Here is a 26,284-nt window from a genome sequence, read left to right on the forward strand (position 1 = left end):
ACGTCCTCCCCGTCACCGACCCGGGATCACCGGGATCGCCGCGAGCAGCGCCTTCGTGTAATCCTGCGTCGGGTGCAGGAGCACGTCGCGCGTAGACCCCCGTTCGACCACGGCGCCGTCCTTCATCACGACGACCGTGTCGCACAGGCTCTGGACCACACCGATATCGTGCGACACGAACACGAGGGTGAGGTCGCTCGTCCGTCGGAGCTCGACGAGGAGTTCGAGGATCTGCGCGCGCACCGTGACGTCCAGTGCGGAGAGCGGCTCATCGCCCACGAGGATCCGGGGGCGGTGCGCGATGGCCCTGGCGAGGGCGATCCGCTGACGCTGCCCGCCGGAGAACTCGTGCGGATAGCGGTCGACCGCCTCGGGCTCCAGGCCGACCTGGGCGAGCACCTCGCGCACCCTGGCGCGTCGGTCCCCGGGGATGTCGAGGGCCCACAGGGGCTCCCCGACGATCTGGCCGGCCGTCATCCGCGGGTCGAGCGAGGCGTAGGGATCCTGGAACACCAGGCCGGTCTGCCGCCGCAGCCAGTGCAGCGACCGCGCGGATGCTCGGGCGTCGACGCGGCGGCCGTCGACGGAGACGGTCCCCGACGTCGGCCGATCCAGACCGAGCAGCAATCGCACCAGGGTCGACTTCCCTGATCCGGACTCGCCGATGATCCCGACGGACGATCCTTCGATCACGTCGAGGTCGGTGGGGGCGAGCGCGGTCTGCGTGCGGGTGCGCTCGAAAGCCGTCCGCTTCCGGACGGGGAAGTCACGGCTCAGCCCGCGCGCTTCGATCAGGCTCATCGGCTTTCTCCCTCGGGGCGCCAGAGGGTCGCGGTCGCGTCGCGCAGCAGACCCTGCGTGACGGGAGACGCCGGTGTCGTGAGCAGCGTCGACACGGGCGCCGCTTCGACCACGCGGCCGTGCTCGAGCACGACGCCCTCGGTCGCCACCTGCGCAAGGACCGCCAGGTCGTGGGTGATGAACACCAGTGACATCCCTTCGTCCTCGACGAGGGACAGCAGCAGGGACAGGATCTCCGCCTGGATGGTGACGTCCAGCGCCGTGGTCGGCTCGTCGGCGATCAGCAGGCGCGGACGGCACGCGAGCGCCATCGCGATCGCGACGCGCTGCCGCTGTCCGCCCGAGAGCTGGTGGGGGTAGCGGTCGACGATCGACTCCGGATCCGGCAGACGCACTCGAGCCGCCTCGGCGATGGCACGGGTCCTGGCCTCCCGGCGTCCCAGACCCTCGTGGATGCGGATGGACTCCGCGATCTGCCGTCCCACGGTTCGGATCGGGTTCAGCGCGGTGCGCGGTTCCTGGAACACGATGCCGATGTCGTCGCCGCGGAGTCGGGCCAGCTCTCGATCCGGCATGCCGATCAGCTCCGTGCCGTTCCAGCGGATGCTGCCGCGCGCGGTCGCCCCGTCGGGCAGCAGACCGAGGACCGCGAGGGCGGTGAGCGACTTCCCGGAGCCGGATTCGCCGATCAGGCCCAGCCGCGCGCCGTCCGGGACCTCGAACGAGATGCGGTCGACCACCCGCCGTCCATCGATCTCGATGACGAGGTCCTCCACCACGAGGCTCATGCGACCACCGCCGGCGTGTGCGTCTCCGCGGCACGGTGCCGCAGCGTGGGGTCGGTGGCCTCGCGCAGCCCGTCGCCGAGGAGGTTCAGGGCGAGGACGGTGAGGGTGATCGTCAGGCCCGGCCAGATCACGGACAGCGGGTGCACGCCGATGTACCGCTGCAGGTCGGCCAGGAGCAGGCCCCAGCTCGGTTCGACGACGGAGGCCCCGAAGCCCAGGTACGACAGCCCCGCCTCGGCGAGCACCGCCACCGCCATCGACCAGGACAGCTGCACGATGAACACCGGCGCGACGTTGGGCAGGAGGTGACGGACGAGGCTCTGAGCGGGGGTGAGTCCGGAGGCTCTGGCGGCGAGCACGAAGTCGCTCTGCTGCACCCGTCGCAGTTCGGGCCGCGTGACACGGGCGATGTTCACGCCGAAGCCGATGCCGACAGCCCAGATCACGACCCAGAGGGAGCCGCCCCAGACCGACGAGATCATCATCGCGATCAGCAGCACGGGGAAGGCGATGAGGATGTCGACGAGCACGGCGACGGTCTCCCGCATCCAGCGGGCGGTGAGCGCGCCGAGGGCTGCCAGCGCGATGCCCACCGCGGTCGCCACGATGCCGGCGCCGACGCTGACGAAGACCGTCGTCCGCGCTCCGGCCATGAGCAGACTCAGAATGTCGCGGCCGGTGTCGTCCGTGCCGAGCAGATGCGGCCAGCTCGGCGCCAGCCAGCGATCCCCGATGTCGGACGCCTGCGGGTCGAAGGGGGTCCAGAACAGCGAGACGAGTGCCGTCAGGGCGACGAGGAGCACCACGATCAGCCCGAACCGCCCGGTGGCGGTGTCCCAGAGTCGGCGGAGCCAGCGGGGGATCATGCGGCCTCCCTCTGCCGAGGGTCGATCGCCCGGTGCACGAGATCGACCAGGAAGCCCACCACGAGCACGAACCCGGTCAGCACGAGGAGCTCGCTCTGCACCTTGACGAGATCGCGGGTCCCGACGTCGGCCACGAGCATGCGCCCGATCCCGGGAAGGGTGAAGAGCTGCTCGATCACGACCGAGCCCACGATGATCCCGGCGACCTGCAGACCGAGCACCGTCACGATCGAGAGCCCGACCGCAGGGATGCCGTGCTGGATCAGCGCCCTGGTGCGGGTGAGGCCCTTCGCCGCGGCCGTGCGGACGAAGTCCTGGCCCGCGGCCTGCAGCGTCGCGCTGCGCACGAACCGCATCAGCATCGCACCCTCGACGATGCCGATCGTGAGCGCCGGCAGCAGGAGCGACTCGATCGCCCGCCCCGGGGTCGCCCATCCGGTGCGCGGAAAGCCCTGCGGTGGCAGCCATCCGAGCCAGACGGAGAAGACGACGACGAGCATCATCCCCGCCCAGACGACGGGGACGGCGGCGAGCGTCTGAGCGCCGACGCTCAGCGCCGTGCCGCCGCGGCGGTTGCGGAGCAGGGCGGCGAGGATGCCGAACGGGACGGCGATGAGCACGGCGATGAGGAGCGACATGATGCCGAGGGGGACGGTGACCTGCGCCTTGAGGAGCAGCTCTTCGCCGACCGACGCCCCGGACAGCAGCGACGTCCCGAGATCTCCGCGGAAGATGCCGCCGATCCAGTCGGCGTACTGCGCGAACAGCGGGCGGTTCAGACCGAGCGACTCCCGGAGGGCCCCGACCTCCGCCGGCGACGCCTGCGTGCCGGCGATGAGTTGAGCGACGTCACCGGGGAACACGCGGAGCGTGAGGAAGATGAGCACGCTCGACACGAGGAGCCCTGCGATGAGCAGGGCTCCTCGGACGAGCGCGTAGCGGATCACGAAGGGTCGCCGCTGATCAGTTCTCTGCGGAGACGGTGACGCCGGCTAGATCGATGCGCGAGTTGATCGAGTCCTCGGGGAAGCCGACCACGATCGGGCTCACAGCGGTGAGGGTCTCGCCGTTGTACAGCCAGTCGGCGGCGTGGTCCTCGGAGACGAGGCGGGCGGCCTGGGCGAGGAGCTCGGCCGACGCATCCGCGTCGACCTCAGCCAGGGCCTGCGCGTACAGGTCCTGCACCTTCGGGTTGTCGTACCCGAAGTAGTAGTCCGGGTTGGCGAAGTTGCCGAAGTCGCGGGGCTCCACGTGCAGCACGAAGCTGAGATCGTAGTCGTGGTTCGTGTACACGTCCTCCAGCCACGTCGGGAACTCGACCGCGTCCACTTCGAGGGTCACGCCGACCTTCTTGAAGTCCGAGATCAGCACCTTCGGCACGGTCGTGCCGTAGAACGAGGGGATCGTGAGCGTCAGCTCCAGATCCTCCTGGCCCGCCTCGGCCAGCAGCTCCTTGGCCTTCTCCGGGTCGTAGGAGATCACGTCCGACAGGTCCTCGTAACCGGGGTCGAGTTCCGGGATCGGTCCGTACATCGGCGTTCCGGCCCCGACGGCGTCGATGAGCGCCTCGTGGTCGATGGCGAGGCGCAGGGCCTCCCGCACGCGGACGTCGTCGAGCGGCGCCTTCTTGTTGTTGAACGCCAGCGTCGCCTTGTCGGTCGTGCGGCCGGTCGTGAGCGTGAAGTCGCCGGAGTCCTCCAGCTGCGGAGCGAGGTTGGGGTCCACCGCCGTGAGGACGTCGACGTCGCCGGCGAGGGCGGCGTTGACACCGGCCGTGAAGTCCGGGATGTACTGGAACTCGACCTGCGCGACGCCGGCCTTCTCGCCCCAGTAGGCGTCGTTGCGTGCGAAGGCGATGCTGCTGCCCTTGTTCCAGCGCGTCAGCGTGAAGGGTCCCGTGCCGTTCTCCGCGGTCTTGAGGTCGGTCGTGTCGCCCTGCTTGAAGACGAGCCCCGCCGGACCGGTCAGCGCGAACAGGAAGTTCTGGTTCGGCTCCGACAGGACGATCTCGACCGTGGTGGCATCGGGGGCCGTGATCGAGGAGACCGACGCGAACTCCGCGTTGCCCTGCACGGTCGGATCCGTGCGTACGGTCTCGTAGGACGACACGACGTCGGCGGACGTGAGCGGGGTGCCGTCGTGGAACGCGATCCCCTCGTTCAGGGTGAACGTGTACGTGAGGCCGTCCGACGAGACCTCGTAGTCGGACGCCAGGCGCGCCACGATCTCGTTCTCCTGGGTGCGGCTGACGAGTCCCTCGTAGATGTTGTCGATGAGGATCTGCTCGAGGGCGGCGCCGCTGGTGTGTCGGATGTCGAGGTTGGTGGGCTCCAGCACGAGGCCGACGTGGAGCGTGGCGTCGGGGTCGGGAGCGCTCGGAGCGGTCGACGGATCCTCGGCGGGAGTGCCGGAGCAGGCGCTGAGGATCACCGCTGCGGCCGCGACGGCGGAGATCAGGGCGAGACGTCGGGTGCGTCGGAACATGGATTTCCTCTCGGTGCGGCAGATGCTGTGTGCCGTGGAACTGAGCCTAGGGATGCGGGAAGAGGGTGGGGCCTGCGCCGGAACGGAACGTCATATTCCGCGGGCGGGAGTCGAGGCGAGGAGGGCGGCCAGCGCGACCGGGGCCGTCTCCTGCACGTTGTGCGTCGCATCGAGCACGACGACATGAGCCTCGGGCAGGCGGCGCTGGAACTCCGCGGCATCGCTCTCGCTGACGAATCCGCGCTCGGCGCGTACGAGCGTGGTCGCCGCCGTGACGGAGGCCAGGTCATCCCACCCGGTCTCGTGCAGCGCGGATGGCGTAGCGGAGGTTCCAGGATCGTGCGCGGCGAGGGTCTGGGCCGCCAGATGCGCGAAATGGTGCTTCCACTCGACGCGTCCATCCGCACGCACACGCGTATTCAGGAACACGCCGCGTTCGGTCTCGGAGCGCGTGCCCCCGAAGCCGAGCGACATGGCCTTCTCGACGAGCTCGTCGCGCGAGGCGAAGTCGGTCGGTCCGGCGTAGAACGCCCGCAGCGCGGCCGGTCCTGCCGAGACGTCGACACCCGGCGTGATGTCGACGATGACGAGTTCGGAGACCAGGTCGGGACGGGTCGCCGCCAGGGCCGCGCCCGTGAGGCCTCCGAGCGACTGCCCGACGACGAGCTGCGGCTGCGTCGTCCAGACGTCGAGAGCGTGCGCGACGTCTTCGGCGAGTGTGCGCGGTGCGTAGTCCGCGTCCTCGCGCCACGACGAGTCGCCGTGCCCGGCGAGATCGATCGCCAGGAGCGGGCGCTGCAGCGCCAGTGCCGTCGTGTCCCAGGTGTGCGCGTTCAACCCGGCTCCGTGCAGGAGCGTCACCTCGGGCGCCTCCGTCCCGAAGCGGAGGGCGCTCAGCGTGCGGCCGTCGGGGAGGGGGAGGGCGAGACGCTCCACCGGGGGGAGCGGTACGCCGAGAGCTTCGGCCTGTGCGGGAAGATAGCTGAACTCGCTGTTGTCGATCGCCACGTCCACATTCTGCGCCCTTCGAGAGACCCGGCGGAAATGCGAGAGCGATTTGCTCATCTTTGACGACCGCATGCTTCGCTTTATGACGTTGAATTACTCAAGTCACTTCGCAATCTGCATTCGACGCCGCGAGCGAAGGCGGGCCGCGCGTCGGCGTGCTCCGAATATCATGGAGCCATGAGCGAGACGCGTGTGCACCTGTCCAAGACCGAGCCTGCGGCCTACCAGGCACTCGATGCGTTCTCCAAGACCGTGGGGCAGATCTGTGCGGCGAACGGGATCGACGATCGGCTCAAGGAGATCGTGATGATCCACTGCTCCCAGCTCAACGGCTGCAGCTATTGCACGCGCATCCACGTCGACAGGGCGACCGCTGCGGGCATCGACACGGACACGATCACCCAGATTCCGACCTGGCGCGAGAGCGGGGTCTTCAGCGATCGGGAGCGCGCCGCGCTCGAACTGGCCGAGGCATTCACCTTCATCGCCGAAGACGGCATCTCCGACGAGGTGTACGACCTCGTCGGAGGGGTGTTCACCGAGAAGGAGTACGCGGCGCTCAGCTGGGCCTGTGTCTCGATCAACGCGTTCAACCGGATCGTTATCGCGGGACGGTACCCGGTTCCGCCACGCGCCCCGCGGGCGCAGGCATGACGGTCCTCGACGTCGACGGCGTCACGAACGTGCGCGACGTCGGCGGCATTCCGGCCGCGGGTGGTCGTATCCGCTCCGGTGTGCTGCTGCGTTCCGGGCAGCTGTCGGGGGCGACGACCGCCGGTGCGGCCGCGCTGCGGGCAGCCGTGCAGCACATCGTCGACCTGCGTGACGGCGAGGAGGTCGCCGCCGAGCCCACCGAGATCGAAGGCCCGGACACCACGCACCTGCCGCTGTTCCTCGGCTCCGTACGGTCCTTCTTCGAGGCCGATACCAGTCTCGACGAGCTCTACCTGCATCTGCTGGAGGAGAGCGGGGAGCGCCTGGTCGAGGCCATCCGCATCATCGCTTCCGGGCAGCGCACGCTGGTCCATTGCACAGTCGGCAAGGATCGCACCGGAGTGACCGTCGCGCTCGCCCTCTCCGCCGTCGGCGCCGAGCGTGAGGCCGTCGTCGCGGACTATGCCCTCACCGAGTCGCAGCTGCCGGCGCAGCGCAATCAGCGCATCGCGGAGTATCTGCGGGCGCACCACCCTGATGCCGTCCACGCCGTGGCGCTCGCCACCCAGTCGCCGGCCGACGTGATGCGTCGCCTTCTGGCGCAGGTCGACGAACGCTGGGGCTCGGCGGCGGACTACCTCCGTGCGAACGGGATGACGGACGAGGAGCTGGATGCGCTGACGGCGGCTCTCGTCGAGCCCGTCTCCTGACGAGTCTCCCTGCGGCTGCGGCAAAGGTTAGGCAAGCCTTTACTTGGTGTACGATGAGATCATCATGAGCACCCCCGTCGAGACCCGCAGCTCGCGTGCCGAGCGCCGCGCGGCACGTCAGCGCGCGCACCACCTGGTGACCGCCGATGAGCAGTCTCTCACCGAGCTCGAGGTGTTCCTGACGACACTGCCGCTGTGCGCATCGGGCCGCATCTTCATCGAGGTGCCGGAGGTCTCGGACATCGGTGTGATCGATGCTCCAGGACGTATGACGGTCACGTGGCTCGCTCGCGGATCCCGCTCGGGAGTCCCCGGCAGCGGCCGCGCCTGCGCGCCCGGTCAGGCGCTGGCGCGGGCCACCTGCGCCTGGGCCGACGAGATGATGTGCGACGACGAGATCGAGACGAACGTCACGCTCCTCGGCGGATACCTCGGGACGGCCGACATCATCGAGCACCTCACGGGTTCGCTGGGCATCTCCGCCGCTCGCATCCACGCGCCAGAGCGCTTCGGGCTCCTCCCGGCCGACCGCTGAGCGGTCAGCGCGACCGTCGCACGTAGTTGCCGTCCTCGAGGCCGGCCTCGATCTCGAAGCGGTTGCGCAGCGGATCCCGTCCGGCGAAGAAGTAGAGCACGGGCATCAGGAAGCCGTACCGGAGCCACTGCGCCTTGTGCACCGCCTCATGCCGGAGCACCGCCTCGCTGGGGGTTTCGTCACCGGTCAGGAAGCAGCCGCCGACGCACACGCCGCCGCGGTTGAAGGTCCAGGAGGGCATGCCGCGGAAGACCCACAGCCCCGCGCGCCGCTCCACACGCCCGGTGCTCCACAGCGACCCCCACAACCAGCCGACGGCCGTGCCCCACGCATAGCCGAGGCGGCTGACCGGCGAGCGGAGCAGGAACGAGGGGATGCGGCGATCCAGACGCCGTCCTCGGGCCAGTGCCTCATCCGCGGCGCGGTTGTCCGCGTCCGTCGTCATGCCACGGCTCCGACCAGTCGCAGCAGGGCGCCCAGATCGTCGACCGCGTCGGCGGGCGAGCGAGGCGCGAAGCCGGCGATGGTCGCGCCCGCGAGCGGGATCTCGGAGCGCAGGGCGCGGATCGCGGCGCTCAGCGCGGCGGGGGAGAGTCCGAACGGCGCGGGGGAGGAGACGCCGGCGAGTTCGGCAGGGTCCAGCACGTCCACGTCGATATGGACCCAGACGCGCGTCGCCCCGGTCGCCCGCACGGCATCGAGGAGGGACTCCGGGCGCTCGAGGTCCGCGACCGTGAGGTTCCTCAGCGGCTGGAGCTGCTCGACCTCCGGGTCATCCAGGGCGCGCATGCCGACGGTGACCACCCGATCGGGGGCGAGGGCGGGAGAGAGGACGAGCTGCGGTTCGCCGTCGCCGAGCACAGCGCGCAACGCCATCCCGGAGAACGCGCCGGAGGGGGAGGTGTCGGGGGTGTGCAGGTCGCCGTGAGCGTCGCACCACACCAGAGCCAGGTCGTCGGTGCCACCGGGAAGCGCGTCGAGTGCCGCGACCGTCACGCTGCAGTCGCCGCCGATCACGACGGTGTTGCCGGCATCGATGTGACCGTGGACGAGCTCGCGTGTCCGCAGCAGCGCGCTCAGCCTCCGCACGCCGGTTCCCAGCGACTCGCCGGCCTCCACCGGCACCTCCAGGACGGTCGTGGCGGCACGCGGCAGGTCTCCCGCGATCGCCGAGGCGCCGTCGACGAGCAGCATCGCCCGCGCAGCAGGGGACCCCTGCCACTGCGGGATCACGAGGAATCGCACCATGGGTGCCTCCGGAAAGAAGAGCGCGGACGACCCGGGCACGAGGCCCGGACCATCCGCGGGTGGTGTCAGGAGCCTTCGATGGCCTGACGGGGAGCGTTGCCACCGGCCTTCAGCTCGGCGAGACGAGCCTCGACCTCGGTCAGCTCGCCGAGGTCCTCCAGGCTCTCGAACTGGGCGTCGAGGCTCGACGCCGCGAGCTCGATCTTGCCCTGGGCGATGGCCTCCTGGCGGCGGACCTTGTCTTCGAACCGGCCCAGCTCGCTGGTGGGGTCGAGCACATTGATCGAGCCCACGGCATCCTGCACCTTGGTCTGCGCCTCGGCGACCTTGGCACGGGCGAGGAGTTCGCTGCGCTTGTTCTTGAGCTCGACCAGCTTGTCCTTCATGCCGTTCAAGCCGCTCTTGAGCTTGTCGACGATCTCGGTCTGCGCCGCGATCTGCGGCTCGGCACCGGTGGCCTCGCGCTCGGCGCTGATCTGACGCTGCAGAGCGATCTTGGCGAGGTTGTCGAACTTGTCCGCGTCGGCCGTGTTGCCGCTCGCGCGCATCTCGTCGGCCTTGCGGCTGGCGGCGAGAGCCTTGTTGCCCCACTCGGTCGAGGCCTGGACGTCTTCTTCGTGGTCGCGCTCGAGCAGGCGCAGGTTGCCGATGGTCTCGGCGATCGCGGACTCGGCGTCGGCGATGCTGTTCGTGTAGTCGCGAACGAGCTGGTCGATCATCTTCTGCGGGTCTTCCGCAGAGTCCAGCAGGGAGTTGATGTTCGCGCGGACGAGGGTGGAGATACGTCCGAAGATGGACTGCTTGGTCATGCGTGATTCCTTTCAGAGGGCGTCTTCAAGAGCTTGTCGTACGTGTCTGTGGAGGGGATCAGAAGCGTCCACCCCCGGATCGACCGCTGCGGCCGCCGCCGGATCGTCCGCCGCCGCCGAAGCCCGAGCTGCGGAAGCCTCCGCTCCCGCTCGAGCGCCAGCCGCCACCGCGGGACGAGGATCTGCCGCCACCGCCACCGCCGGCGAGGAGACCGCCGATGATGCCGCCGAGGATGTCCCCGCCGATCCCAGATCCGCCACCGCCGCCGCTGAAGGGTCCGCCGCCCCAGCCGCCGTCGTAGGAGCGGGCGTTGTAGGACGAGACGTCGGCAGAGGCGGACGACGTGGCCTGCCTGGCGAGCTCGAGCGCCCGCCCGGCCTCCGCCAGCGCCGACTCCGGCGACGTGCTGCGGAGGGTCAGGGCCTGGGTGAGGCTCGCCTCCGCCTGGGCGAGTCGAGTGCGTGCCGTCGAGCCGACCGTGCCGCGGCGCGTCTCGATGAACTCTCGCGCCGTGCGGATCTCCGCGCCCGCCTGGGCGAGGGTCTGCTCGAGCATCTGCTGCGCACGACGCGCGCGGTCGATGCTCTCGCGTCCTCGAGCGATGGCCGCATCGATCTGCGCGTTCGCCGCGGTGAGGGCGTCGAAGGCACGCTGGGGATTGCGGCCGGCGCCGGTCAGATCGGTCTCCGCAGCCTGCAGTTGACGGATCGTCGCAGCGGCGGCCTGCGCGATGCTGCCATCCGGGTCGGGAAGCTGCTGCGTCGTCGACACGTCGGCCTGCAGCTCCGCCACGAGTGCTCGCGCCCGACTGTCGACGGCCGACAGGTCCGACCCGAGCGAGGTGATCGCGTGCACGAGCTGGGATGCCTGCGCGACCGACTGCTCGGCCGTGCGAATCGCGAACGCCGCCTCACCGGACTTGCCCGCCGCGATCGCCGTCGCCGCGGCTTCGATGGATCGATCGGCGAGAGCGGCGCGCTCCCGCGCCTGGGCGGGGTTGTCGGCGACGGTGGTCAATGCGTCGGCGTCGTACACCCCGGAGAGTGCGGAGAGCGCGGCGTCGGCCTCGGCGAGCACCGGCTCCAGGGCTGCGCGCTCACCGCGGACGCGTTCGAGCTCCTGCGGGGCGTTCTGCTCGAGCTTGCGCAGCGCGTCGAAGGCCTCCGTGTTGGCGTCGAGCACGTCATCGATCTCGTCGGCGATCCGGATGATGCGGATGTTCCAGGCGCGCCGATCGTGGACGGTGTCCTCGATCTCGTCGTCGAGCTTCTGCCGGAGTTCGAACGCCTCGGCGATCTTGGTCTTCGCGGTCTCCACGGCGCGCGTGAACTCCTCGGTCGCGGCGTCGCCGAACTGGGCGATGGCGAATCCGAGTTCCTCACGGCTCGAGGTGATGGCGTCGTCGGCCTGCACGAGGGCGAGCCCTGCCTGCGTGGCGACCTGATCGTCGGTCAGCGTCGAGAACGGGTCGTTCGGGTCCGGCTTCTCCGGCATCGCACCGCGTTTGCGGGCGACCGCCCGGCGCCGGCTCCGGCGGACGAGGATGACGATCAGTCCGATCACCACGAGCGCGGCGATCCCCCCGAGAACGATGAGGAGAACGCGGAGGGCCCCGGCGCCGCCGTCGCCCTGGATCTCGTCCGCGGCGAGGACGATCGCGCCCTCCCAGTCCTCCTGGGCGAGAAGCGGCTGGATCTGCTGCTCCACGTCGTCCAGCTTGCTGCCCGAGAGCGGGCCGCCTTCGGCCGCCGAGATGTAATAGCTGCGCTGCTCGACGGCGATCGCGAGAAGGTACTGGTCGGGGCCGAGTCCGTTGTCCTCCGCGACGGTGTCGGCCCACTCGACGCGGTCGCTCGGCGACGTGAAGCTGTCGACGAGGACGACGAACAGGTCGGCTGTGGAGTTCTCGGTGAGCTCCTGAAGGCGGCCCTCCGCCGTCTCCTTCTCCTGCGCGCTGAGGACGCCGGCGCTGTCGGTGACATAGCCCGGGTCGAGCGTGAGGGGATCCGTCGCGGAGGCCGCTGCGGCGCTCAACGCGCCGGTGAGGGCCGCTGCCAGGATCACGATCGGCGCGAGCCATCGAGACCTCATCGTGTCTCCTCCGACAGACCGGTGCTCCCCATGTCACGAGTCTATGCACAGAGCCCGACACGCGACAGCACTCGATCCGGGTTCGCCGTTCGCCGTCAGCGGAGACACATACGCTGGAAGGCATGGATGACATGTACGGCTCCGACGTGCTGGCAGCGGGCTGGCGCGAGCGCGGCGCGAAGCAGGTGCCGCAGGTCGCGGCCGAGACCGACCTCGTGGTCGAGGTGGCCGACGACGGATTCTGCGGCGCCGTCACCCGTGTGCACGGCGGCACGGTCGAGCTCGAGGACCGTCTCGGGCGACGACGCCTCTTCCCGCTGGGCGGCGGCTTCCTGATCGACGGCGCCCCCGTCCGGCTGGTGGTTCCTGCGGCGAAGGAGCAGGGCCCGCGCCGCACAGCGTCCGGGTCCTTCGTCGTGGCGGACCAGCGCGCGCGCGTCGCCCTTCCCAGCCGGATCCTCGTCGAGGGCAAGCACGATGCCGAGCTCGTCGAGAAGGTGTGGGGCGCCGACCTTCGCGTCGAGGGGGTGGTCGTGGAGTTCCTGCAGGGCGTCGACCTGCTCGATGAGCTGCTCGCCGCGGAGCCCCCGAACGCCACCCGCCGTTACGGGGTGCTCGTCGACCACCTCGTTCCGGGGTCGAAGGAGTCCCGCATCGCCGACGCCGTCGCCCGCGGCCCGCACGGACGCCATCTGCGCATCGTCGGGCATCCGTTCGTCGACGTGTGGCAGTGCGTCACGCCCCGCGCGCTCGGGATCGCGGCGTGGCCCGAGATCCCGCGCGGCATCGAGTGGAAGGTCGGGATCTGCCGTGCCTTCGGCTGGCCGCACGAGACGCAGGCCGACATCGCGAGGGCGTGGCAGCACATCCTCTCCAGGGTCACCACCTATCGCGATCTGGAGCCGGCGCTGCTGGGCCGCGTCGAGGAACTCATCGACTTCGTCACGGCGCCCGCCGGCTGAGCGCGGCGAGACCGGGCCCGAGCGGACGCCTCGGCGCCGACGGCTACCCTGGGAACATGCCCGAACCCCGTACCTTCCGCGAAGAACCGGTGTCGTTCGTGCGCCGCAGCGGCCGGATGTCCGATGCCCAGGAGCGCGCGTTCGCCGAGCTCGGGCCGCACTACCTGCTCGATGTGCCGCGTGACGTGGCATGGACGTCCGTCCACCCCGAGGCGCGCCTCGACCCCGCCGCCGAATACGGCCGTTCGGCCGACCTGTACGTCGAGATCGGCTCCGGACAGGGACACGCGATCGTGTCCGCCGCATCCTCGCGCCCCGAGGATGACTTCCTGGCCGTCGAGGTGTTCCGGGCGGGGCTCGCCCGCACGATGCTCGACGCCGACCGCGCCGGTGCCCGGAACCTCCGGGTGGTCGAGGCGAACGCCCCCGAGGTGCTGTCGTCGTACCTCCCCGAGGCGTCGGCGCAGGAGGTGTGGATCTTCTTCCCCGACCCCTGGCACAAGAAGAAGCACACCAAGAGGCGTCTCGTTCGCCCCGGATTCGGCGACACGGCGGCCCGCGCCCTGCGTGACGGGGGCCTGTTGCGCCTGGCCACGGACTGGGAGGACTACGCGCTGCAGATGCGCGAGGTCCTGGACGCCGAGCCGCTGCTCGAACGCGCCTTCGACGGGGAGTGGGCGGAGCGGTTCGACGGCCGCGTGATGACCGCGTTCGAGCGGAAGGGCATCGCGAAGGGGCGCGACATCCGCGACCTCGTCTACCGACGCAGGGCGCGGGCGTGACGGACCTGCCGCGTGCGGCGACCGCGCACGTCGGCGTGATCCCCGCCCTGCTCGTGTGCGCCGCCGCGCCGGCGTTCTTCGTGCTGGAGATCCCGTGGCTGGGGTGGCTGCTGCTCGCCGCCGGCATCCTGACCGCATGGCTGATCGAGCGCGCGCGACCTGTCGAGGCGCCCGGGGGAGCGATCGGCCGCGCCCCGTCGCTCACCCGAGACCTGTCCCTGATCGCGCTGGGCATGCTGATCGTCAGCATCATCCCGCTCGCCGCCGAACTCGACAACCTGGCGATGCTGCGGTTCACCCTGGCGCTGGGCGGCGCCGTCGCGGTGCCGTACGCGATCTCGCGGTTCCTGTATCGCGACCGCGCGATCGCGTTCCCCTGGCGGACCCATCGACGCTGGGGACGCCTGCAGTGGGGCTGGTTGGTCGCGGTGCTCGTCCTCGGGTGGCTGATCCTGCCCTTCTACTTCATCACCAGCGGGGTGTACCAGAACTGGCCGGTCGTGGACACGCCCGAGCTGATCGCGCGGCTGTTCGTCGGTGTCGGCGCGGTCGGGATCTGGGACGAACTGTTCTTCATCTGCACCGTGTTCGCCCTGCTTCGCCGGCACTTCCCCGATCTGGTCGCGAATCTGCTGCAGGCCATCGTCTTCGTCTCGTTCCTGTGGGAGCTCGGCTACCGGGAATGGGGACCCCTGCTCACGATCCCGTTCGCGCTGCTCCAGGGCTACATCTTCCTCCGGACGCACTCGCTCGCGTACGTCGTCACGGTGCACCTGCTGTTCGACGCCGTGGTGTTCGCCGTGCTGGTGCACGCGCACAATCCGGGACTCCTGCCGGTCTTCCTCGTCTGAGCACCCCGGACGCGCACCCGGGACGGATGTCGGGCGGAGATCCGGGACGGATGTCGGGCGGATCAACGGATGTCGGGCGGATCGCCGGGGAGCCGTCCGACATCCGGGAAATGGTCCGACAGGTGGCCTGGTGGCGTGCTCGTCGTCGAGGGGCGGTCGTTGCTCGGGTTGCCGTTCGGCCCTCGGGAACGGGAGAATCGGCCCATGCTCATCGTCGGACTCATCCTCGCCGCAGCGGCCGCTGCGTTCCACGTCTTCATCTTCGCGCTCGAGTCGCTCCGATGGACCGAGCCCGAGACGAGGAAGATCTTCGGCGTCCCCAGTGAGGCCGACGCCGTCACGATGAAGCAGCTCGCCTTCAACCAGGGCTTCTACAACCTGTTCCTCGCTCTGACGACTCTGCTCGGCATCGGTCTGGTGATCGTGGGGGGGCAGACGGTGGGTCTGACGCTGGTCTTCGCGGGAACGGGGATGATGCTCGCGGCGGCGCTCGTGCTGGTGCTGTCCGACCGGTCGAAGCTGCGCGCGGCCGCGATGCAGGGCACCCTCCCGCTCCTCGCCGTCATCGTGACGGCGATCGGCGTCGCGGCGGCCTGACGCGCCCGCATGGGGTGACTTCTGCGCCTGCACGCGCCACACTCGGTGCATGGGCGACTGGGTGCTGCACGTGGACATGGATCAGTTCATCGCGGCGGTGGAGGTGCTGAGACGCCCCGAACTCGCCGGGCTACCGGTGATCGTCGGGGGACGCGGTGATCCCTCCGAGCGCGCGGTCGTGTCGACGGCCTCGTACGAGGCGCGCGCCTTCGGGATCGGCTCCGGCATGCCGCTCAAGATCGCCGCGCGCAAGGCTCCCGACGATGCGGTGTTCCTGCCGGTGGACCACGAGGCGTATGAGGCGGCATCGGCGGAGGTCATGACGGCGCTGCGGGCGCTCCCGGGCATCGTGCTCGAAGTGGTCGGCTGGGACGAGTGCTTCCTCGGGGTCACGAGCGACGACCCGGAAGCCGTCGCCCGCGCCGCGCAGTCCGCCGTGCGGGATGCCACCGGCCTGCACTGCTCCGTCGGAATCGGCGACAACAAGGTGCGGGCGAAGATCGCCACGGAGTTCGGCAAGCCGCGCGGCGTGTTCCGGCTCACGGCGGAGAACTGGTTCGAGGTCATGGGCGACCGAGCGACGAGGGATCTGTGGGGCGTCGGACCCAAGGTGCAGAAGCGACTGGCGCAGCACGGGATCACGACCGTGCAGGAGCTCGCCGACGCCGACGAGCAGGAGCTCATCGGGGAGTTCGGTCCGCGGATGGGGGTGTGGTATCACGGACTGGGCTCGGGCCTGGGTCCGAGCGTGGTGGACGACACGCCCTGGGTGGCCCGCAGTCACAGCCGGGAGACGACCTTTCCGCAGAACCTCGTCGATCCCGCGCAGATCGAGTCGGCGTTGCGGGAGCTCGCCGGCCAGGCGTTCGACGACTGCGCCGCCGAGGGACGACCCGTGGTCCGGGCTCACCTGAAGGTCCGTTACGCCCCCTTCGAGACCAGGACGTTCGGTCGGAAGCTGCCGGAACCGACGACCGAGCGTGAGGTGTTCGTCGCCGCCGCGCTGGCTCTCTGTGCGACGCTCGACGCAGCGCGGGAGGTGCGCCTGCTCGGGGTCAGGGCGGAGATGACGATGCCGGAAGAATCCGACCCGGTCGAGCGCACTCCCGTGCGCGGACGCATCTGAGTCCGGATCGCCTCGCGCAGGTCAGTCCCGGATCACAGCGGCGACGGCGCTCACCTCGATCAGTGCGCCAGGCACGCCGAGCCCCGCGACGATCGCGGCGGTGACCAGAGGAGGGGCGCCTTCTCTGGCGAGTGTGGACGCGACAGCGCCGTAGGCGGCGCGCAGATCCGCTTCCTGGTGGATCAGCACACTCCAGCTGATGACATCGTCGAGGCCCGCCCCCGCCGACTCCAGAGCGATGCGCGCGTTCTCGAGGGCGCGCAGCGACTGTTCCCCGGCGTCCGCGGAGACGACCGCTCCCGTGGCGTCGACGCCGTTCTGGCCGCCGACGTAGATGGTCGTCGCGCCGGGCGGCACGACGGCGACGTGACTGAACGCGGGGCTGACGACGAGCCCCGCCGGTTGTGTCAGTGTGATCTCCATCACCACACTCTGCCCCTGGCCGCCGACATCGCGGAAGGGCGATGTCGGCGGCGGGACGTCAGAAGCGCAGCAGGACCTTGCCCACCCGGCCGGGCGTGTTGCTGGCGCGCACCGCGTCGGCGATGTCCGCGGCGTCGAAGATGCCGGCGACGGGCAGGGTCAACGTGCCGTCGCCGAGGCGCTGGAAGAGCTCGCCGAACAGCGAACCGCGTGTCGCCTGATCGAGCGCGGGGATCACCTTGCTGCCCCAGAAGCCCTTCACGATCGCCTGCTTGAAGATCACGTCCGAGGAGGCGATCTCCATCGTGGGGGAGTCCATGGCGCCGAACGCGACCAGGGTGCCTCCCTCGGCGAGCAGCGAGAGCACCTGACCGGACGCTGCACCGCCGACCGAGTCCACGCCGGCGACGATGCGAGCGCCGCCCGTGATCGCCTCGGCCTGAGCCTGCCAGTCGTCCTGGTCCGTGGCGACGATGCGGTCGATGCCCTGTTCGCGCAGCTCCTCGACGCCGGCGCTGCGGCGCACGAGCCCGAGGACGTTCACGCCGCGTGCGGCACCGAGCTGGGCGAGCATCCGCCCGACGGCCCCGTTCGCGGCGTTCTGGACGATCCAGTCGCCCTCGCGGGCGCCGAGGAAGTCGAGCAGCGTGATCGTGCTGAAGGGCATCGAGACGAGCTGCGCGGCGACCTCGTTCGGCACCGCATCCGGAACCGGCACCAGGCCCGCGGCGTCCGCCACGATGTACTCGGCCCATGCGCCGAAGGTACCGCCCGTCGCGACACGCTGTCCGACCGTCAGATGGTCGACGCCCTCGCCGAGCGCGTCGACGACGCCGAGCGCTTCCGTGCCCGACGGGGCCGGAAGCTCGGGCTTGAATCCGTAGGTGCCGCGCACGGTCCAGAGGTCGTGGTTGTGGATGGGGGAGAGCAGGATCCGCAGGCGGACCTGGCCGGCGGCGGGCTCCGGGAGGGGGCGGTCCTCGACGTGGAGGACCCGCTCCGGGTCGCCGAAGGCGGGATGGATGAGTGCGCGCATGATGTGTGCTCCGTTCGAGGTGCGGTGTCAGTGGGCCGGGTGTGCGGCCGCGGTGGTGTCGGAACTGTGCTGGAGGCGGGTGGTGATGTCCTGCAGCTCGGCGATGAGCTGTCGACGGTGTGCGTCGTCGTGTATCCCGGAGAGCTCCGTGATCCTGCGGTGCAGCGGCGCGAGCTCGGCACGCAGCGCCGCCCCCTTCTCGGTCGTCTGCACGAGCACGACCCGCTCGTCGTCGCTGCGCCGGCTCCTCGACACCAGGCCCGCCTGCTCCAGTCTCCGCACGAGCGGCGAGAGCGTGCCGGAGTCGAGCTGCATCGCCTGTCCGAGCGAGCCGATGGACTGCTCGCCGTCGATCCACAGCACGGCCAGGACCAGATACTGCGGGTACGTCAGGCCCCAGGGGGCGAGAAGCGTGCGGTACGCCTGCGTCGTCGCTCGTGCGGCTGCGTACAGCGAGAAGCACACCATCTCATCGGTCACGGACATGCGCTAAGCATTGCAGACAATTCAATTGTGCACAATACGAAGGTTCACCAGGGTGACTCCAGACCGCGGTACAGGACCCGGCTGCCGACGAGCATCTCCAGGCAGTACGCTTCAGGCCATCCGACAGGGAGCGATATGAGTGCACGGGGCAGGCCGCGGTGGATGTTCAGCACGCTCGACGGCTATCGGCGGCAGTGGATCGTCGGCGACGTCGTCGCGGGGCTCTCCGCCGGGGCGGTCGTCGTCCCGCAGGCGATGGCCTATGCGACGATCGCGAACCTGCCGGTGCAGGTGGGGCTCTACACCTGCATCGTGCCGATGCTCGTGTACGCGGTGCTCGGCGGCAGCCGTGCGATGAGCGTCTCGACGACCTCCACGATCGCGACCCTCACTGCGACCACGCTGGTGTCGGCGGGCGTGGCGGCGGGTGCGGACGATGCGATGGGCTCGCTCATGATGCTGACGCTTCTCGTGGGCGCGGTCCTGCTGGTGGCGCGGCTGTGCCGGCTCGGGTCCCTCGTCGAGAACATCAGCGGCGCGACGGTTCTCGGGCTCAAGATCGGCGTCGGAGCGACGGTCGCGGTCGGTCAGCTGCCGAAGCTCCTCGGCGAGACGTTCGACTTCTCCGGGCACGGCTTCCTGCGATCCATCGCCGCGGTCGGACAGTCCCTGGACAGTGTGAACGGGCCGACCGTGCTGCTCTCGGCCGGATCGATCGTCGTGCTCCTTCTGCTCAAGCGCTTCGCCCCGAAGGTCCCCGGCACGCTCGTGGTGGTGGTCGGGGGCATCCTCCTGGTGTGGCTGGCCGACATCGACGCCCTCGGGGTCGATCTCATCTCCGCGGTGCCGAGCGGGCTGCCCGTCCCGGCCATCCCGGATCTCGCGCAGGCCACCGCCCTCGTCCCCGGGGCCCTGGCGATCGCCGTGATGGCGTTCCTCGAGTCCGCAGCGGTGGCACGCAGCCTCCGCGTCGCGACGGAACCGCAGATCGACAGCGACCAGGAACTCATGGCCACCGGGGCAGCGAACACCGTCGGCGCATTCTTCGGCACGATGCCGGCGGCGGGAGGCTTCTCGCAGAGCGCGGTGAACCAGAGCGCGGGCGCCCGCTCCCAGCTCGCGACCGTGGTGACGGTGGCGCTGGCGGTGCTGGTCGCGCTCTACCTCGGGCCCGTGCTGAGCCTGCTGCCCGAGGCGACGCTGGCCGCGATGGTCTTCGTCGCGGTCGCGAGCCTCATCAACATCCCCGAGCTCGTGCGCTGGGCGCGGATCAGTCGGGTGGACTTCTGGGTCGCGCTGGCGGTGGCGGTCATCGGACTCACCGCCGGTCTGCTCCCGGCCGTGGCCGTCGGCGTGGTGGTGACGCTGGTGCTCGTCCTGCGGGAGCTGAACATCCCCCGAACCTCGGTCGTCGGTCCGACCGACGGCGTCCTCGGAATCGCGTTGGAGCGCGGCCTGTACACCGCCAACGCCCTGGCCAACGAACGCGTGATCCTGAACCTGGTCGCGGCGCAGTCGCCTCCGGTGCGGGCCGTGGTCCTGGGACTGGCGCAGCAGGAGGTCGTGACCATCACGGTGCTCGACGCGCTGGAGAACCTCGATCGCGAACTCGCCCAGCTCGGAGTCGTGCTCCACCTCGCGGCGCTTCCCTCCGCCGCGACCGACGTCGCGGGGCGCACGGCCTGGTTCGCTCGCCTCGCCTCCAGCGGTCGCGTGCACGACTCCGTTCGGGCGGGGATGACGGCGGCGTCCGAAGGCGCACCCGCCTGAGCCGTTCACCCTGGTGAACTCGCCGACGCGCCGTGACGATCGGCGAGGCGGTGCCTAGGCTGACCGGCACGGCGGGGTCGCGCCCGCGAACACACCGAACGGGGGACACCATGCCGGACGGCGCGCCGAACCACGCACGTCGGGAAGGGGGGCGCCTCGTGCCGGACGGCGGCATCACCTGGCGCTGGTCCCGGTTCGGACTCGGTGCCGCCTACGCCGTCCCTGCCGTGGTCGTGGCCGCGTGGTCTCCGACGCTGGGCCTGGCGGTCGCGGTGGGCGTGCTTCCCGCCGCTGCCTTCGGTCTGCCGCCGCGGCGCCCGGGGCGCGCGGTCATCCCCGTCGTGGGAGCCCTGAGCGCGCTGGGACTCCTCCTGGGCTCGCTGGTCGCCTCCACGCCCGTGATCGCCGTGGTCGCCGTGTTCGCCCTCGCCGTCGCGGCGAGCATCACCGCGACCAGCGGCCGGCTCGCGCAGCTGTTCCTCCTCCTCGGCCTGCCGATGTTCGGGATCGGGCTGAGCTTCCCGTGGGGAGCGGCGGTGCTCGCGCTCGCGGGCTGCATGGCGGCCGGTTCGCTGTACGCCTGGCTGGTGGCGCTCGCCTGGCCCGAGCGGACCTCGCCGGCACTGTCGCCGGCACCGGTGCCCCGCGGTCGGGCGATGGTCGTCTACGGCGTCCTCCTCGGCACGGCCGCGGCCACGGCGGCCGCCGTCGGATTCGCCCTCGGCCTCGAGCACGTCGGGTGGGCGACCGGCGCTGTCCTGCTGGTCATGCGCCCGGTGCGCGGGCAGCTCATCCTGCGCAGCGCGGGACGGGCGATCTCCGTGATGCTCGGCGCGCTCGCCGCGGCGTGCTTCGCGCTCGTCGGGCCGGGCCCCCTGCTCAACGCGGCCCTGATCCTGCTCGTCGTCGGAGCGTTGTCCGCGACGCAGGAGAGCCGCTGGTACATCGCCCCGGGGTTCACCACCTTCCTCGCGCTGACGCTGATCCTCTCGACCTCGTCCTCCTCGCCGTCTCAGCGCTTCGTCGAACGTTCCGTCGAGACGCTGCTCGGCGTGGCGCTCGCGCTGTTCTTCGGCGCGCTCGTGCCCGCCGCGCTCTCGTTCGCGGCACGCCGTCGCGGTCGGACCTGCCCGTGATCCCGCGCAGGGTTGAGCGCCCCGGTCCGAGATGCCATACTGCCCGGTAAGGGCGGGGAGGCTCTAGTCAATTCATTCGGGGGGTTCCGATGGATGAGGACGATCGAGATTCCGGCGCGCCGTGGACTCGCATCCCCGTCATGATCGACAACGACGTTCGTCGACCTGCTCTGCTCTCGCGGCTGTCCGCCGCCTTGAACCAGCCGTGGACGCTGACCCTCGTCAGCGCACCGGCCGGAGCGGGCAAGACGCGCCTCCTCTGCCAGTGGGCGCACGAGGTGGGGGACGATCCGGTGACGGACGTGGTCTGGCTCGCGCTGCCGCGAGGGGCGGTGGACCTCGGCGAGCTGCGATCCGCCATCGCGCGGGTCGCGGACCGGCGCCTGACCACGGCGCTCGAGAGGGTGTCCGGTGCGGCCACGGCCGACGCCGCGCGTGCTCTCGCGCGCGCGCTGAGCGCGACCGATCGCCGTGTGGTGGTGATCATCGACGACGTGCACCATGCTGAGTCGACGCAGCTCGGTCTGCTGCTCTCCGCGTTCGTCCAGGCCGTTCCAGGCAACGCCCACGTCGTCCTGTCCGGGCGCGGCACCGGAGCGGTCCCGGTGGCCAGAAGACGCATCACGGGTGTGGCCCTCGAACTCGGGGTCCGCGACCTCGCCTTCGCGGCGGACGAGATCCGCTCGTTCTTCCGCGCGCGGGACATCCGCGTCTCGCAGGGGGAGATCAGCGCCATCCTGCGGCGCACGGAGGGATGGGCGACCGGATTGCAGCTGATGGTCGTGCCGGCCATCGACGAGTCCCACCTCACGCCCCTGCCCCTGCGTGGCGACGCGCAGGCGGTGGCCGACTACTTCCTCGAGGAAGTGCTCGCCGACCTCGATGAAGAGCTGAGGGAGTTCCTGCTGGTGACGTCTGTCCCCGAGGTCTTCACGCTCGAGCTCGCGCAGGCGCTGTCGAAGTGCACGCCGACGACGATGCCGATCGACCGCCTCGTGCGTCTGAGCGTCGTGGCGGCGCAGCCCGGCGACGAGGCGGTGGAGTACCACTACCACCCGGTGCTGCGTGAGTTCCTCCTCGCCCGGCTGCGGGCTCGAGGACGGTCGACGGTCGAGGCGCTCGAGGCGATCGCGGCGGAGTGGTTCGCCGGGCGGCAGGACCATCCCGCCGCCCTCCGTCACGCGATCCTCAGCGGAGATCCGGAATGCATCGAGGTGATCCTGAGGCGCTGCGGGATGCACCTGATCCTGACCGGTCACGCGGCCGCCGTCCTCGAGGCGATCACTCACGTGTCGCCGCGGTTGCGCGCGGACCCGGCGGTGCGGATGCTGCTGGCCGCGGCCGAACTCGATCTCGGAGACGCGTCGGCTGCGGCGGCTGCTCTGCCCTCGCTCGCGGGAGCGGGCGAATCCGTCGCTGCGCGACGGTGGCGGACGGGGATCGACCTGCACACGGCACTGCGGCGCGGCGGCCTCCTCGAGGCGCTCGACCGGGGCGAGCCGGATCTGGACGAACCCATCGGAGAAGCGCCGCTGGACACGTACGCCCACCTGCAGGCGGCGATGGGCGAGCTCTACGTGGGGCGCCTGGACCGCGCGGACGAGTTCGCCAGACTCGCATCCGATCAGGCGCGCACGACGGGGATGGCGGCGGCGGAGCTGCAGGCCGGAGCGATCCTCAATACCAGCGCCCTCTTCCGCGGTCGCCTGCGCGACGTGGTCGACTCGGCCACCCGGCTCGATGATCGCTGGCAGGCGCTGGGTCGTCCGGAGAGCCCGTTCTACGAGGTCACGCGCGTCTGGCGGTACTGGGTGCCGTACGAGGCGATGCGCGAGGACGACGCTGAGTGCGCATTGATCGCCGCCGCTGCGGTCATCGACAACGGCAGCGAGCCGGCGATCGCGCGAGGACTCCGCGGCATGCTCTCGCTCGTGCGTGCGGAGAGGACCGACGGCCCGCACGACGTCGCGCTGGAACTGCTGGACACCCTCGCACCGCGTGACGACGCGCCGTTGCCGGTGCACTGGTACGCCATGATGGGCTCGTTCGCGGTGCATGCCTTCCACCGCCTGGAGGAGCCCACCCTGCGCGACTGCTTCCTGGAGGCGATGACCCGCGGGCTGGGCGCCGCCGGAGACGCCGGTGTGATGCGCGCGATGGCCGCACTCCACGACCGCCGCCACGGCCTCGCGCGCGAGGAGCTCGCGACCGTGCTCGAGGGAGCGGCACCGTGCCTGCTCCCGGCCTCCCTGATCGACGCGTGGCTCGTCGAGGCGGCACTCGATGTCCATGCCGGGGAGCCGGATCGAGCCCAGCTCTCGCTAGCCACCGCGCTCGCTCTCGCTGAGCCCGAGGGGCACGCCCGGCGCGTGGCGTTGGCCGACCCCGTGATCGGCCGTCTGCTCGCCGCCAGAGCCACACCGGGCTCGCGCACGCGGTTCGCCGACGAGGTGCGGGAGCGCCTCGCGACGGCAGGGGTGCTGGTCGAGGAGGAGCTGACCGAGCGCGAGCGCGTGGTCCTCGCCGCGTTGACCCGCCGCGCAACGCTGCGCCAGATCGCCCAGCAGGAGTTCATCTCGCCGAACACGGTGAAGACGCATGTGCGGAACATCTACCGCAAGCTGGGTGTCTCGGATCGAGAGGCAGTGACCGCCGCCGCGCACGCACTCGGCATCGGCTGAGTGCGTGCGCGGGCGGCGTCAGTCGCGGGCCATCGCCGCGGCCAGGTGCGCCTCGAGGTCCAGGTACGCGTCGTCGGCGATGTCGAACACGACCTTGGTGATCTCCCCGCCTGCGAAGTCGAACCCGTAGCCGTACAGCGACGAGACCGGATCGGCGCTGTCGCGGCCGATCGTCAGTCCCTCACCGCACAGGGAGAAATGGCCGAGCACGGTGCGGATCTGCTTCTCCCCGACCTGCTGGTCGTCGATGTAGAGCTTCACCGGCCCGACGCCTTCGCGGTGCTCGCCCGTGCCTTCCTTGGTGAACTCCACGCCGATGATATGCGTGCCGGAGACGGGCACGGGGGCCGAGACGCGGTCCTCGGGCGGGATCCCCAGGAAGTTGTAGACGTAGTGCACCTGGCCGTCCTTGACCACGAGAGCATGACCGCCGAACCGGGAGCCGTGAGCGAAGATGACGCCCTCGGTCTCCGCGGTGAACTCGACCTCCGCGGCGATCTTGAAGGAGACGCCGTGCGTGTTCGCCGCTGAGCGCTCCGGGACCTCGCTCGTGCCCGGGTAGTACACGAACTGACCGGAGGGCGGCGCGGGCTGGTGGAACTCCATCGCGACGAACGTCTCGAAGTCCTTCGGGTTGCCGATGATCTGCAGGTCGTTGAGGGGCAGGACCGCGTTCGCCTTCGCCTCCTCCATCCAGAGCGCCTTGAGCTCCTCGACCTTCTCCGGGTGCTGGTCCGCGATGTTCTCGGCCTCCGCACGGTCGACGTCGGTGTGGTAGAGCTCCCATTCGTCTTCCTCGAAGTTGCCCTTGCCGCTGATCGGGCCGTGCACCGTCACCGCCTTCCACCCCTCGTGCCAGATCCCGCGCTGACCGAACATCTCGTAGTACTGGGTCTGCTTGTGCGTCGGGGCATCCGGCGCGGCATCGAACGAGTACTTCATCGAGACGCCGGAGAGCGGCGTCTGCTCGACTCCGTTGTAGACGTCGGGGAACTCGATCCCGCAGGCCTCGAGGATCGTCGGCACGATGTCGGTGGAGTGGTGGTACTGATGGCGCACCTCCCCGCGGGCGCGGATCCCGGCGGGCCAGTGGATCACGAGCGGATCGCACACGCCGCCCTGGTAGGTGTAGCGCTTGAACATCTTGTACGGCGTGGAGAAGGCGGCGGCCCACCCGGTCGGGTAGTGGTTGTAGGTGTCGGGCGAGCCGAGCTTGTCGACCATACGGAGGTTCTCGGCCTCGTCGTCCGGGTACCCGCCGAAGATCTTGCCCTCGTTGACCGAGCCGTTCGGGCTGCCCTCTCCGGAGGCGCCGTTGTCTGCGCAGTAGATGATCAGCGTGTTGTCGAGCTGCCCCGACTCCTCGAGGTAGTCGACGATGCGGCCGACCTGGGCATCGGTGTACTCGCTGAAACCGGCGTAGACCTCGGCCATGCGCGAGAACATGGCCTTCTCCTCGTCGTTCAGCGAGTCCCACGGCCGCACCTCGTCGGCAGGCGAGAACGAGCCCTCCGGCATGGGGTTCAGCGCGGTGAGCTCCGTGTCCTTCGGGAGGATGCCCTTCTCGACCATCCGCGCCAGCACCCACTCGCGGTACGCCTCGTAGCCGTCGTCGAACGCGCCCTTGTACTTGTCGATGTACTCCTGCGGTGCGTGGTGCGGGGCGTGGTTCGCGCCGGGGCAGAACCACAGGTACCACGGCTTGTCCGGCTCGGTCTGCTTGACATCGCGGATCATCGACAGCGCCTGGTCGGCGAGATCCTTCGAGAGGTGGTAGCCGTCCTCCGGGAGGTACGGCTGGTCGATGTAGTGGTTGTCCTCCGCGAGCGACGGGTACCAGTTGTTGGTCTCGCCGCCGATGAATCCGTAGAACCGGTCGTAGCCCTGGGCGAGAGGCCAGTGCTTCTTCGAGGCGCCGGCCGTCCACTCGTCGATCGGCACGTTGTGGTTCTTGCCCACCCAGAAGGTCGACCAGCCGGCGTCGCGGAGGACGTGCGCCATCGTCGCGTTCGAGTCCGGGATGTGGGAGTTGTAGCCGGGGAATCCCGTCGAGGACTCGGAGATCGTCGCGAAGCCGTTGAGGTGGTGGTTGCGTCCGGTGAGGAAGGTCGAGCGGGTGGGCGAGCAGAGCGCCGTGGTGTGCCACTGGGAGTAGGTCAGACCGTTCTGCGCGAGGCGGTCCATGGTCGGCATGTTGATCCGTCCGCCGTACGGGGACCAGGCTGCCATGCCGGTGTCGTCGTAGAGCACGACCAGCACGTTCGGAGCGCCCTGCCGGGGCTTCGCGGGGAGGAAAGCATCCCAGTCCGCGACGGAATCGCGGACGTCGAGTTCGATCCTGCCCTGGAAATCACGGGTCATGACGGTCTCCTTCATCTTCCGGAACGTGCATTACCCGTACGGTACTGCCGCGCTCCCTCGACGAGAACGGGGGATGGG

At 70.1% G+C, this 26,284-nt stretch carries 25 protein-coding genes; 11 read left to right on the plus strand and 14 right to left on the minus strand.

All coding sequences use genetic code 11. From position 1 onward, the window contains the following. Window positions 1-12: 12 nt before the first annotated feature. From CSX12_RS06745 to CSX12_RS06770, 6 genes are all read right to left on the minus strand, one after another. Window positions 13-801 carry an ABC transporter ATP-binding protein gene (locus CSX12_RS06745; protein WP_206427144.1) on the minus strand — a complete coding sequence of 263 codons (789 nt, stop codon included), beginning with the start codon at window positions 799-801 and terminating at the stop codon, window positions 13-15. Beyond that, the gene (locus CSX12_RS06750) at window positions 798-1,589 is read right to left on the minus strand and encodes an ABC transporter ATP-binding protein (RefSeq protein ID WP_124895290.1); all 792 of its coding nucleotides are present in this window, start codon (window positions 1,587-1,589) and stop codon (window positions 798-800) included. The genes CSX12_RS06745 and CSX12_RS06750 overlap by 4 nt, the downstream gene beginning before the upstream one ends. Next, window positions 1,586-2,455, minus strand: a complete 870-nt coding sequence (locus CSX12_RS06755) for an ABC transporter permease (protein ID WP_124895291.1) — start codon at window positions 2,453-2,455, stop codon at window positions 1,586-1,588. The genes CSX12_RS06750 and CSX12_RS06755 overlap by 4 nt, the downstream gene beginning before the upstream one ends. Continuing rightward, entirely contained in the window at window positions 2,452-3,402 is a 951-nt protein-coding gene (locus CSX12_RS06760) for an ABC transporter permease (RefSeq protein ID WP_124895292.1), read from the minus strand. Before CSX12_RS06760 ends, CSX12_RS06755 begins: the two co-directional genes overlap by 4 nt. A 16-nt stretch (window positions 3,403-3,418) precedes the next feature. Further along, window positions 3,419-4,939: an ABC transporter substrate-binding protein gene (locus CSX12_RS06765; RefSeq protein WP_017203196.1), complete on the minus strand. Its 1,521-nt coding sequence runs from the start codon at window positions 4,937-4,939 to the stop codon at window positions 3,419-3,421. A gap of 90 nt (window positions 4,940-5,029) precedes the next feature. After that, window positions 5,030-5,953 carry an alpha/beta hydrolase gene (locus tag CSX12_RS06770; RefSeq protein WP_124896828.1) on the minus strand — a complete coding sequence of 308 codons (924 nt, stop codon included), beginning with the start codon at window positions 5,951-5,953 and terminating at the stop codon, window positions 5,030-5,032. A 171-nt stretch (window positions 5,954-6,124) separates the two neighbouring features. Here CSX12_RS06770 and CSX12_RS06775 point away from each other — a divergent pair, with 171 nt between their 5' ends. The 3 genes from CSX12_RS06775 (at window position 6,125) to CSX12_RS06785 (ending at window position 7,846) form a co-directional block, all read left to right on the plus strand. Continuing rightward, window positions 6,125-6,601, plus strand: a complete 477-nt coding sequence (locus tag CSX12_RS06775; protein WP_017203194.1) for a carboxymuconolactone decarboxylase family protein — start codon at window positions 6,125-6,127, stop codon at window positions 6,599-6,601. After that, window positions 6,598-7,311 (plus strand): tyrosine-protein phosphatase, encoded by a 714-nt coding sequence (locus CSX12_RS06780; protein ID WP_124895293.1) that lies wholly within the window; start codon window positions 6,598-6,600, stop codon window positions 7,309-7,311. Before CSX12_RS06775 ends, CSX12_RS06780 begins: the two co-directional genes overlap by 4 nt. 64 nt (window positions 7,312-7,375) lie before the next feature. After that, window positions 7,376-7,846, plus strand: a complete 471-nt coding sequence (locus CSX12_RS06785; protein WP_124895294.1) for an SIP domain-containing protein — start codon at window positions 7,376-7,378, stop codon at window positions 7,844-7,846. Between the two features lie 4 nt (window positions 7,847-7,850). Here the strand turns inward: CSX12_RS06785 and CSX12_RS06790 are convergent, their stop codons facing one another. The 4 genes from CSX12_RS06790 to CSX12_RS06805 form a co-directional block, all read right to left on the minus strand. Further along, on the minus strand, window positions 7,851-8,291 hold the full coding sequence (locus tag CSX12_RS06790; protein ID WP_017203191.1) for a hypothetical protein: 441 nt from the start codon (window positions 8,289-8,291) through the stop codon (window positions 7,851-7,853). After that, entirely contained in the window at window positions 8,288-9,094 is an 807-nt protein-coding gene (locus CSX12_RS06795; RefSeq protein WP_124895295.1) for an arginase family protein, read from the minus strand. Before CSX12_RS06795 ends, CSX12_RS06790 begins: the two co-directional genes overlap by 4 nt. A 65-nt stretch (window positions 9,095-9,159) precedes the next feature. Beyond that, window positions 9,160-9,903, minus strand: coding sequence for a PspA/IM30 family protein (locus CSX12_RS06800; protein ID WP_017203190.1), 744 nt, complete (start codon window positions 9,901-9,903; stop codon window positions 9,160-9,162). 58 nt (window positions 9,904-9,961) lie between these two features. Further along, window positions 9,962-11,995 carry a TPM domain-containing protein gene (locus tag CSX12_RS06805; RefSeq protein WP_124895296.1) on the minus strand — a complete coding sequence of 678 codons (2,034 nt, stop codon included), beginning with the start codon at window positions 11,993-11,995 and terminating at the stop codon, window positions 9,962-9,964. A gap of 122 nt (window positions 11,996-12,117) precedes the next feature. Between CSX12_RS06805 and CSX12_RS06810 the strand changes: the two genes are divergently transcribed. The 5 genes from CSX12_RS06810 to CSX12_RS06830 all read left to right on the plus strand — a co-directional run bounded on the left by CSX12_RS06810 (window position 12,118) and on the right by CSX12_RS06830 (window position 16,313). Next, window positions 12,118-12,957, plus strand: coding sequence for a DUF3097 domain-containing protein (locus CSX12_RS06810; protein WP_124895297.1), 840 nt, complete (start codon window positions 12,118-12,120; stop codon window positions 12,955-12,957). Between the two features lie 56 nt (window positions 12,958-13,013). Further along, window positions 13,014-13,739 (plus strand): tRNA (guanosine(46)-N7)-methyltransferase TrmB, encoded by a 726-nt coding sequence (gene trmB / locus CSX12_RS06815; protein WP_124895298.1) that lies wholly within the window; start codon window positions 13,014-13,016, stop codon window positions 13,737-13,739. Beyond that, window positions 13,736-14,590: a CPBP family intramembrane glutamic endopeptidase gene (locus CSX12_RS06820; protein ID WP_124895299.1), complete on the plus strand. Its 855-nt coding sequence runs from the start codon at window positions 13,736-13,738 to the stop codon at window positions 14,588-14,590. Before trmB ends, CSX12_RS06820 begins: the two co-directional genes overlap by 4 nt. A gap of 204 nt (window positions 14,591-14,794) precedes the next feature. Next, on the plus strand, window positions 14,795-15,187 hold the full coding sequence (locus tag CSX12_RS06825) for a DUF1304 domain-containing protein (RefSeq protein ID WP_124895300.1): 393 nt from the start codon (window positions 14,795-14,797) through the stop codon (window positions 15,185-15,187). Between the two features lie 49 nt (window positions 15,188-15,236). Further along, entirely contained in the window at window positions 15,237-16,313 is a 1,077-nt protein-coding gene (locus CSX12_RS06830) for a DNA polymerase IV (RefSeq protein WP_192576739.1), read from the plus strand. 21 nt (window positions 16,314-16,334) lie between these two features. Here CSX12_RS06830 and CSX12_RS06835 read toward each other — a convergent pair whose 3' ends face one another. Genes CSX12_RS06835 through CSX12_RS06845 form a run of 3 tightly spaced genes read right to left on the minus strand, consistent with a single transcriptional unit; the run spans window position 16,335 to window position 18,258 of the window. Then, window positions 16,335-16,736 carry a RidA family protein gene (locus tag CSX12_RS06835; protein ID WP_124895301.1) on the minus strand — a complete coding sequence of 134 codons (402 nt, stop codon included), beginning with the start codon at window positions 16,734-16,736 and terminating at the stop codon, window positions 16,335-16,337. Between the two features lie 58 nt (window positions 16,737-16,794). After that, the gene (locus CSX12_RS06840; RefSeq protein WP_124895302.1) at window positions 16,795-17,772 is read right to left on the minus strand and encodes a zinc-binding dehydrogenase; all 978 of its coding nucleotides are present in this window, start codon (window positions 17,770-17,772) and stop codon (window positions 16,795-16,797) included. Between the two features lie 27 nt (window positions 17,773-17,799). Next, window positions 17,800-18,258 (minus strand): MarR family transcriptional regulator, encoded by a 459-nt coding sequence (locus CSX12_RS06845; RefSeq protein ID WP_017203182.1) that lies wholly within the window; start codon window positions 18,256-18,258, stop codon window positions 17,800-17,802. Window positions 18,259-18,420: 162 nt separating this feature from the next. On the opposite strand from CSX12_RS06845, the gene CSX12_RS06850 reads away from it, so the two are divergent. The 3 genes from CSX12_RS06850 to CSX12_RS06860 all read left to right on the plus strand — a co-directional run bounded on the left by CSX12_RS06850 (window position 18,421) and on the right by CSX12_RS06860 (window position 23,845). After that, window positions 18,421-20,028 carry a SulP family inorganic anion transporter gene (locus CSX12_RS06850; protein WP_124895303.1) on the plus strand — a complete coding sequence of 536 codons (1,608 nt, stop codon included), beginning with the start codon at window positions 18,421-18,423 and terminating at the stop codon, window positions 20,026-20,028. Between the two features lie 110 nt (window positions 20,029-20,138). Further along, window positions 20,139-21,164, plus strand: coding sequence for an FUSC family protein (locus CSX12_RS06855; protein ID WP_124895304.1), 1,026 nt, complete (start codon window positions 20,139-20,141; stop codon window positions 21,162-21,164). Between the two features lie 140 nt (window positions 21,165-21,304). Then, the gene (locus CSX12_RS06860) at window positions 21,305-23,845 is read left to right on the plus strand and encodes a LuxR C-terminal-related transcriptional regulator (protein WP_164479548.1); all 2,541 of its coding nucleotides are present in this window, start codon (window positions 21,305-21,307) and stop codon (window positions 23,843-23,845) included. An 18-nt stretch (window positions 23,846-23,863) separates the two neighbouring features. Here CSX12_RS06860 and CSX12_RS06865 read toward each other — a convergent pair whose 3' ends face one another. Beyond that, complete coding sequence (locus CSX12_RS06865) at window positions 23,864-26,206, minus strand: arylsulfatase (RefSeq protein WP_124895306.1); 2,343 nt, start codon at window positions 26,204-26,206, stop codon at window positions 23,864-23,866. Window positions 26,207-26,284 lie beyond the last annotated feature (78 nt).

The sequence above is a fragment of the Microbacterium sp. Y-01 genome (genome assembly GCF_003856715.1).
Taxonomy (GTDB): domain Bacteria; phylum Actinomycetota; class Actinomycetes; order Actinomycetales; family Microbacteriaceae; genus Microbacterium; species Microbacterium algeriense.

What these genes read in the sequence shown, in the direction of transcription:
- CSX12_RS06745 (WP_206427144.1), bottom strand. Translation starts at nt 801, where the DNA reads ATGAGCCTGATCGAAGCGCGCGGGCTGAGCCGTGACTTCCCCGTCCGG.
- CSX12_RS06795 (WP_124895295.1), bottom strand. Translation starts at nt 9,094, where the DNA reads ATGGTGCGATTCCTCGTGATCCCGCAGTGGCAGGGGTCCCCTGCTGCG.
- CSX12_RS06835 (WP_124895301.1), bottom strand. Translation starts at nt 16,736, where the DNA reads ATGGAGATCACACTGACACAACCGGCGGGGCTCGTCGTCAGCCCCGCG.
- CSX12_RS06845 (WP_017203182.1), bottom strand. Translation starts at nt 18,258, where the DNA reads ATGTCCGTGACCGATGAGATGGTGTGCTTCTCGCTGTACGCAGCCGCA.
- CSX12_RS06865 (WP_124895306.1), bottom strand. Translation starts at nt 26,206, where the DNA reads ATGACCCGTGATTTCCAGGGCAGGATCGAACTCGACGTCCGCGATTCC.
- trmB (WP_124895298.1), top strand. Translation starts at nt 13,014, where the DNA reads ATGCCCGAACCCCGTACCTTCCGCGAAGAACCGGTGTCGTTCGTGCGC.
- CSX12_RS06805 (WP_124895296.1), bottom strand. Translation starts at nt 11,995, where the DNA reads ATGAGGTCTCGATGGCTCGCGCCGATCGTGATCCTGGCAGCGGCCCTC.
- CSX12_RS06825 (WP_124895300.1), top strand. Translation starts at nt 14,795, where the DNA reads ATGCTCATCGTCGGACTCATCCTCGCCGCAGCGGCCGCTGCGTTCCAC.
- CSX12_RS06840 (WP_124895302.1), bottom strand. Translation starts at nt 17,772, where the DNA reads ATGCGCGCACTCATCCATCCCGCCTTCGGCGACCCGGAGCGGGTCCTC.
- CSX12_RS06860 (WP_164479548.1), top strand. Translation starts at nt 21,305, where the DNA reads ATGATCGACAACGACGTTCGTCGACCTGCTCTGCTCTCGCGGCTGTCC.
- CSX12_RS06800 (WP_017203190.1), bottom strand. Translation starts at nt 9,903, where the DNA reads ATGACCAAGCAGTCCATCTTCGGACGTATCTCCACCCTCGTCCGCGCG.
- CSX12_RS06790 (WP_017203191.1), bottom strand. Translation starts at nt 8,291, where the DNA reads ATGACGACGGACGCGGACAACCGCGCCGCGGATGAGGCACTGGCCCGA.
- CSX12_RS06765 (WP_017203196.1), bottom strand. Translation starts at nt 4,939, where the DNA reads ATGTTCCGACGCACCCGACGTCTCGCCCTGATCTCCGCCGTCGCGGCC.
- CSX12_RS06755 (WP_124895291.1), bottom strand. Translation starts at nt 2,455, where the DNA reads ATGATCCCCCGCTGGCTCCGCCGACTCTGGGACACCGCCACCGGGCGG.
- CSX12_RS06830 (WP_192576739.1), top strand. Translation starts at nt 15,237, where the DNA reads ATGGGCGACTGGGTGCTGCACGTGGACATGGATCAGTTCATCGCGGCG.
- CSX12_RS06855 (WP_124895304.1), top strand. Translation starts at nt 20,139, where the DNA reads ATGCCGGACGGCGCGCCGAACCACGCACGTCGGGAAGGGGGGCGCCTC.
- CSX12_RS06780 (WP_124895293.1), top strand. Translation starts at nt 6,598, where the DNA reads ATGACGGTCCTCGACGTCGACGGCGTCACGAACGTGCGCGACGTCGGC.
- CSX12_RS06775 (WP_017203194.1), top strand. Translation starts at nt 6,125, where the DNA reads ATGAGCGAGACGCGTGTGCACCTGTCCAAGACCGAGCCTGCGGCCTAC.
- CSX12_RS06750 (WP_124895290.1), bottom strand. Translation starts at nt 1,589, where the DNA reads ATGAGCCTCGTGGTGGAGGACCTCGTCATCGAGATCGATGGACGGCGG.
- CSX12_RS06810 (WP_124895297.1), top strand. Translation starts at nt 12,118, where the DNA reads ATGGATGACATGTACGGCTCCGACGTGCTGGCAGCGGGCTGGCGCGAG.
- CSX12_RS06785 (WP_124895294.1), top strand. Translation starts at nt 7,376, where the DNA reads ATGAGCACCCCCGTCGAGACCCGCAGCTCGCGTGCCGAGCGCCGCGCG.
- CSX12_RS06850 (WP_124895303.1), top strand. Translation starts at nt 18,421, where the DNA reads ATGTTCAGCACGCTCGACGGCTATCGGCGGCAGTGGATCGTCGGCGAC.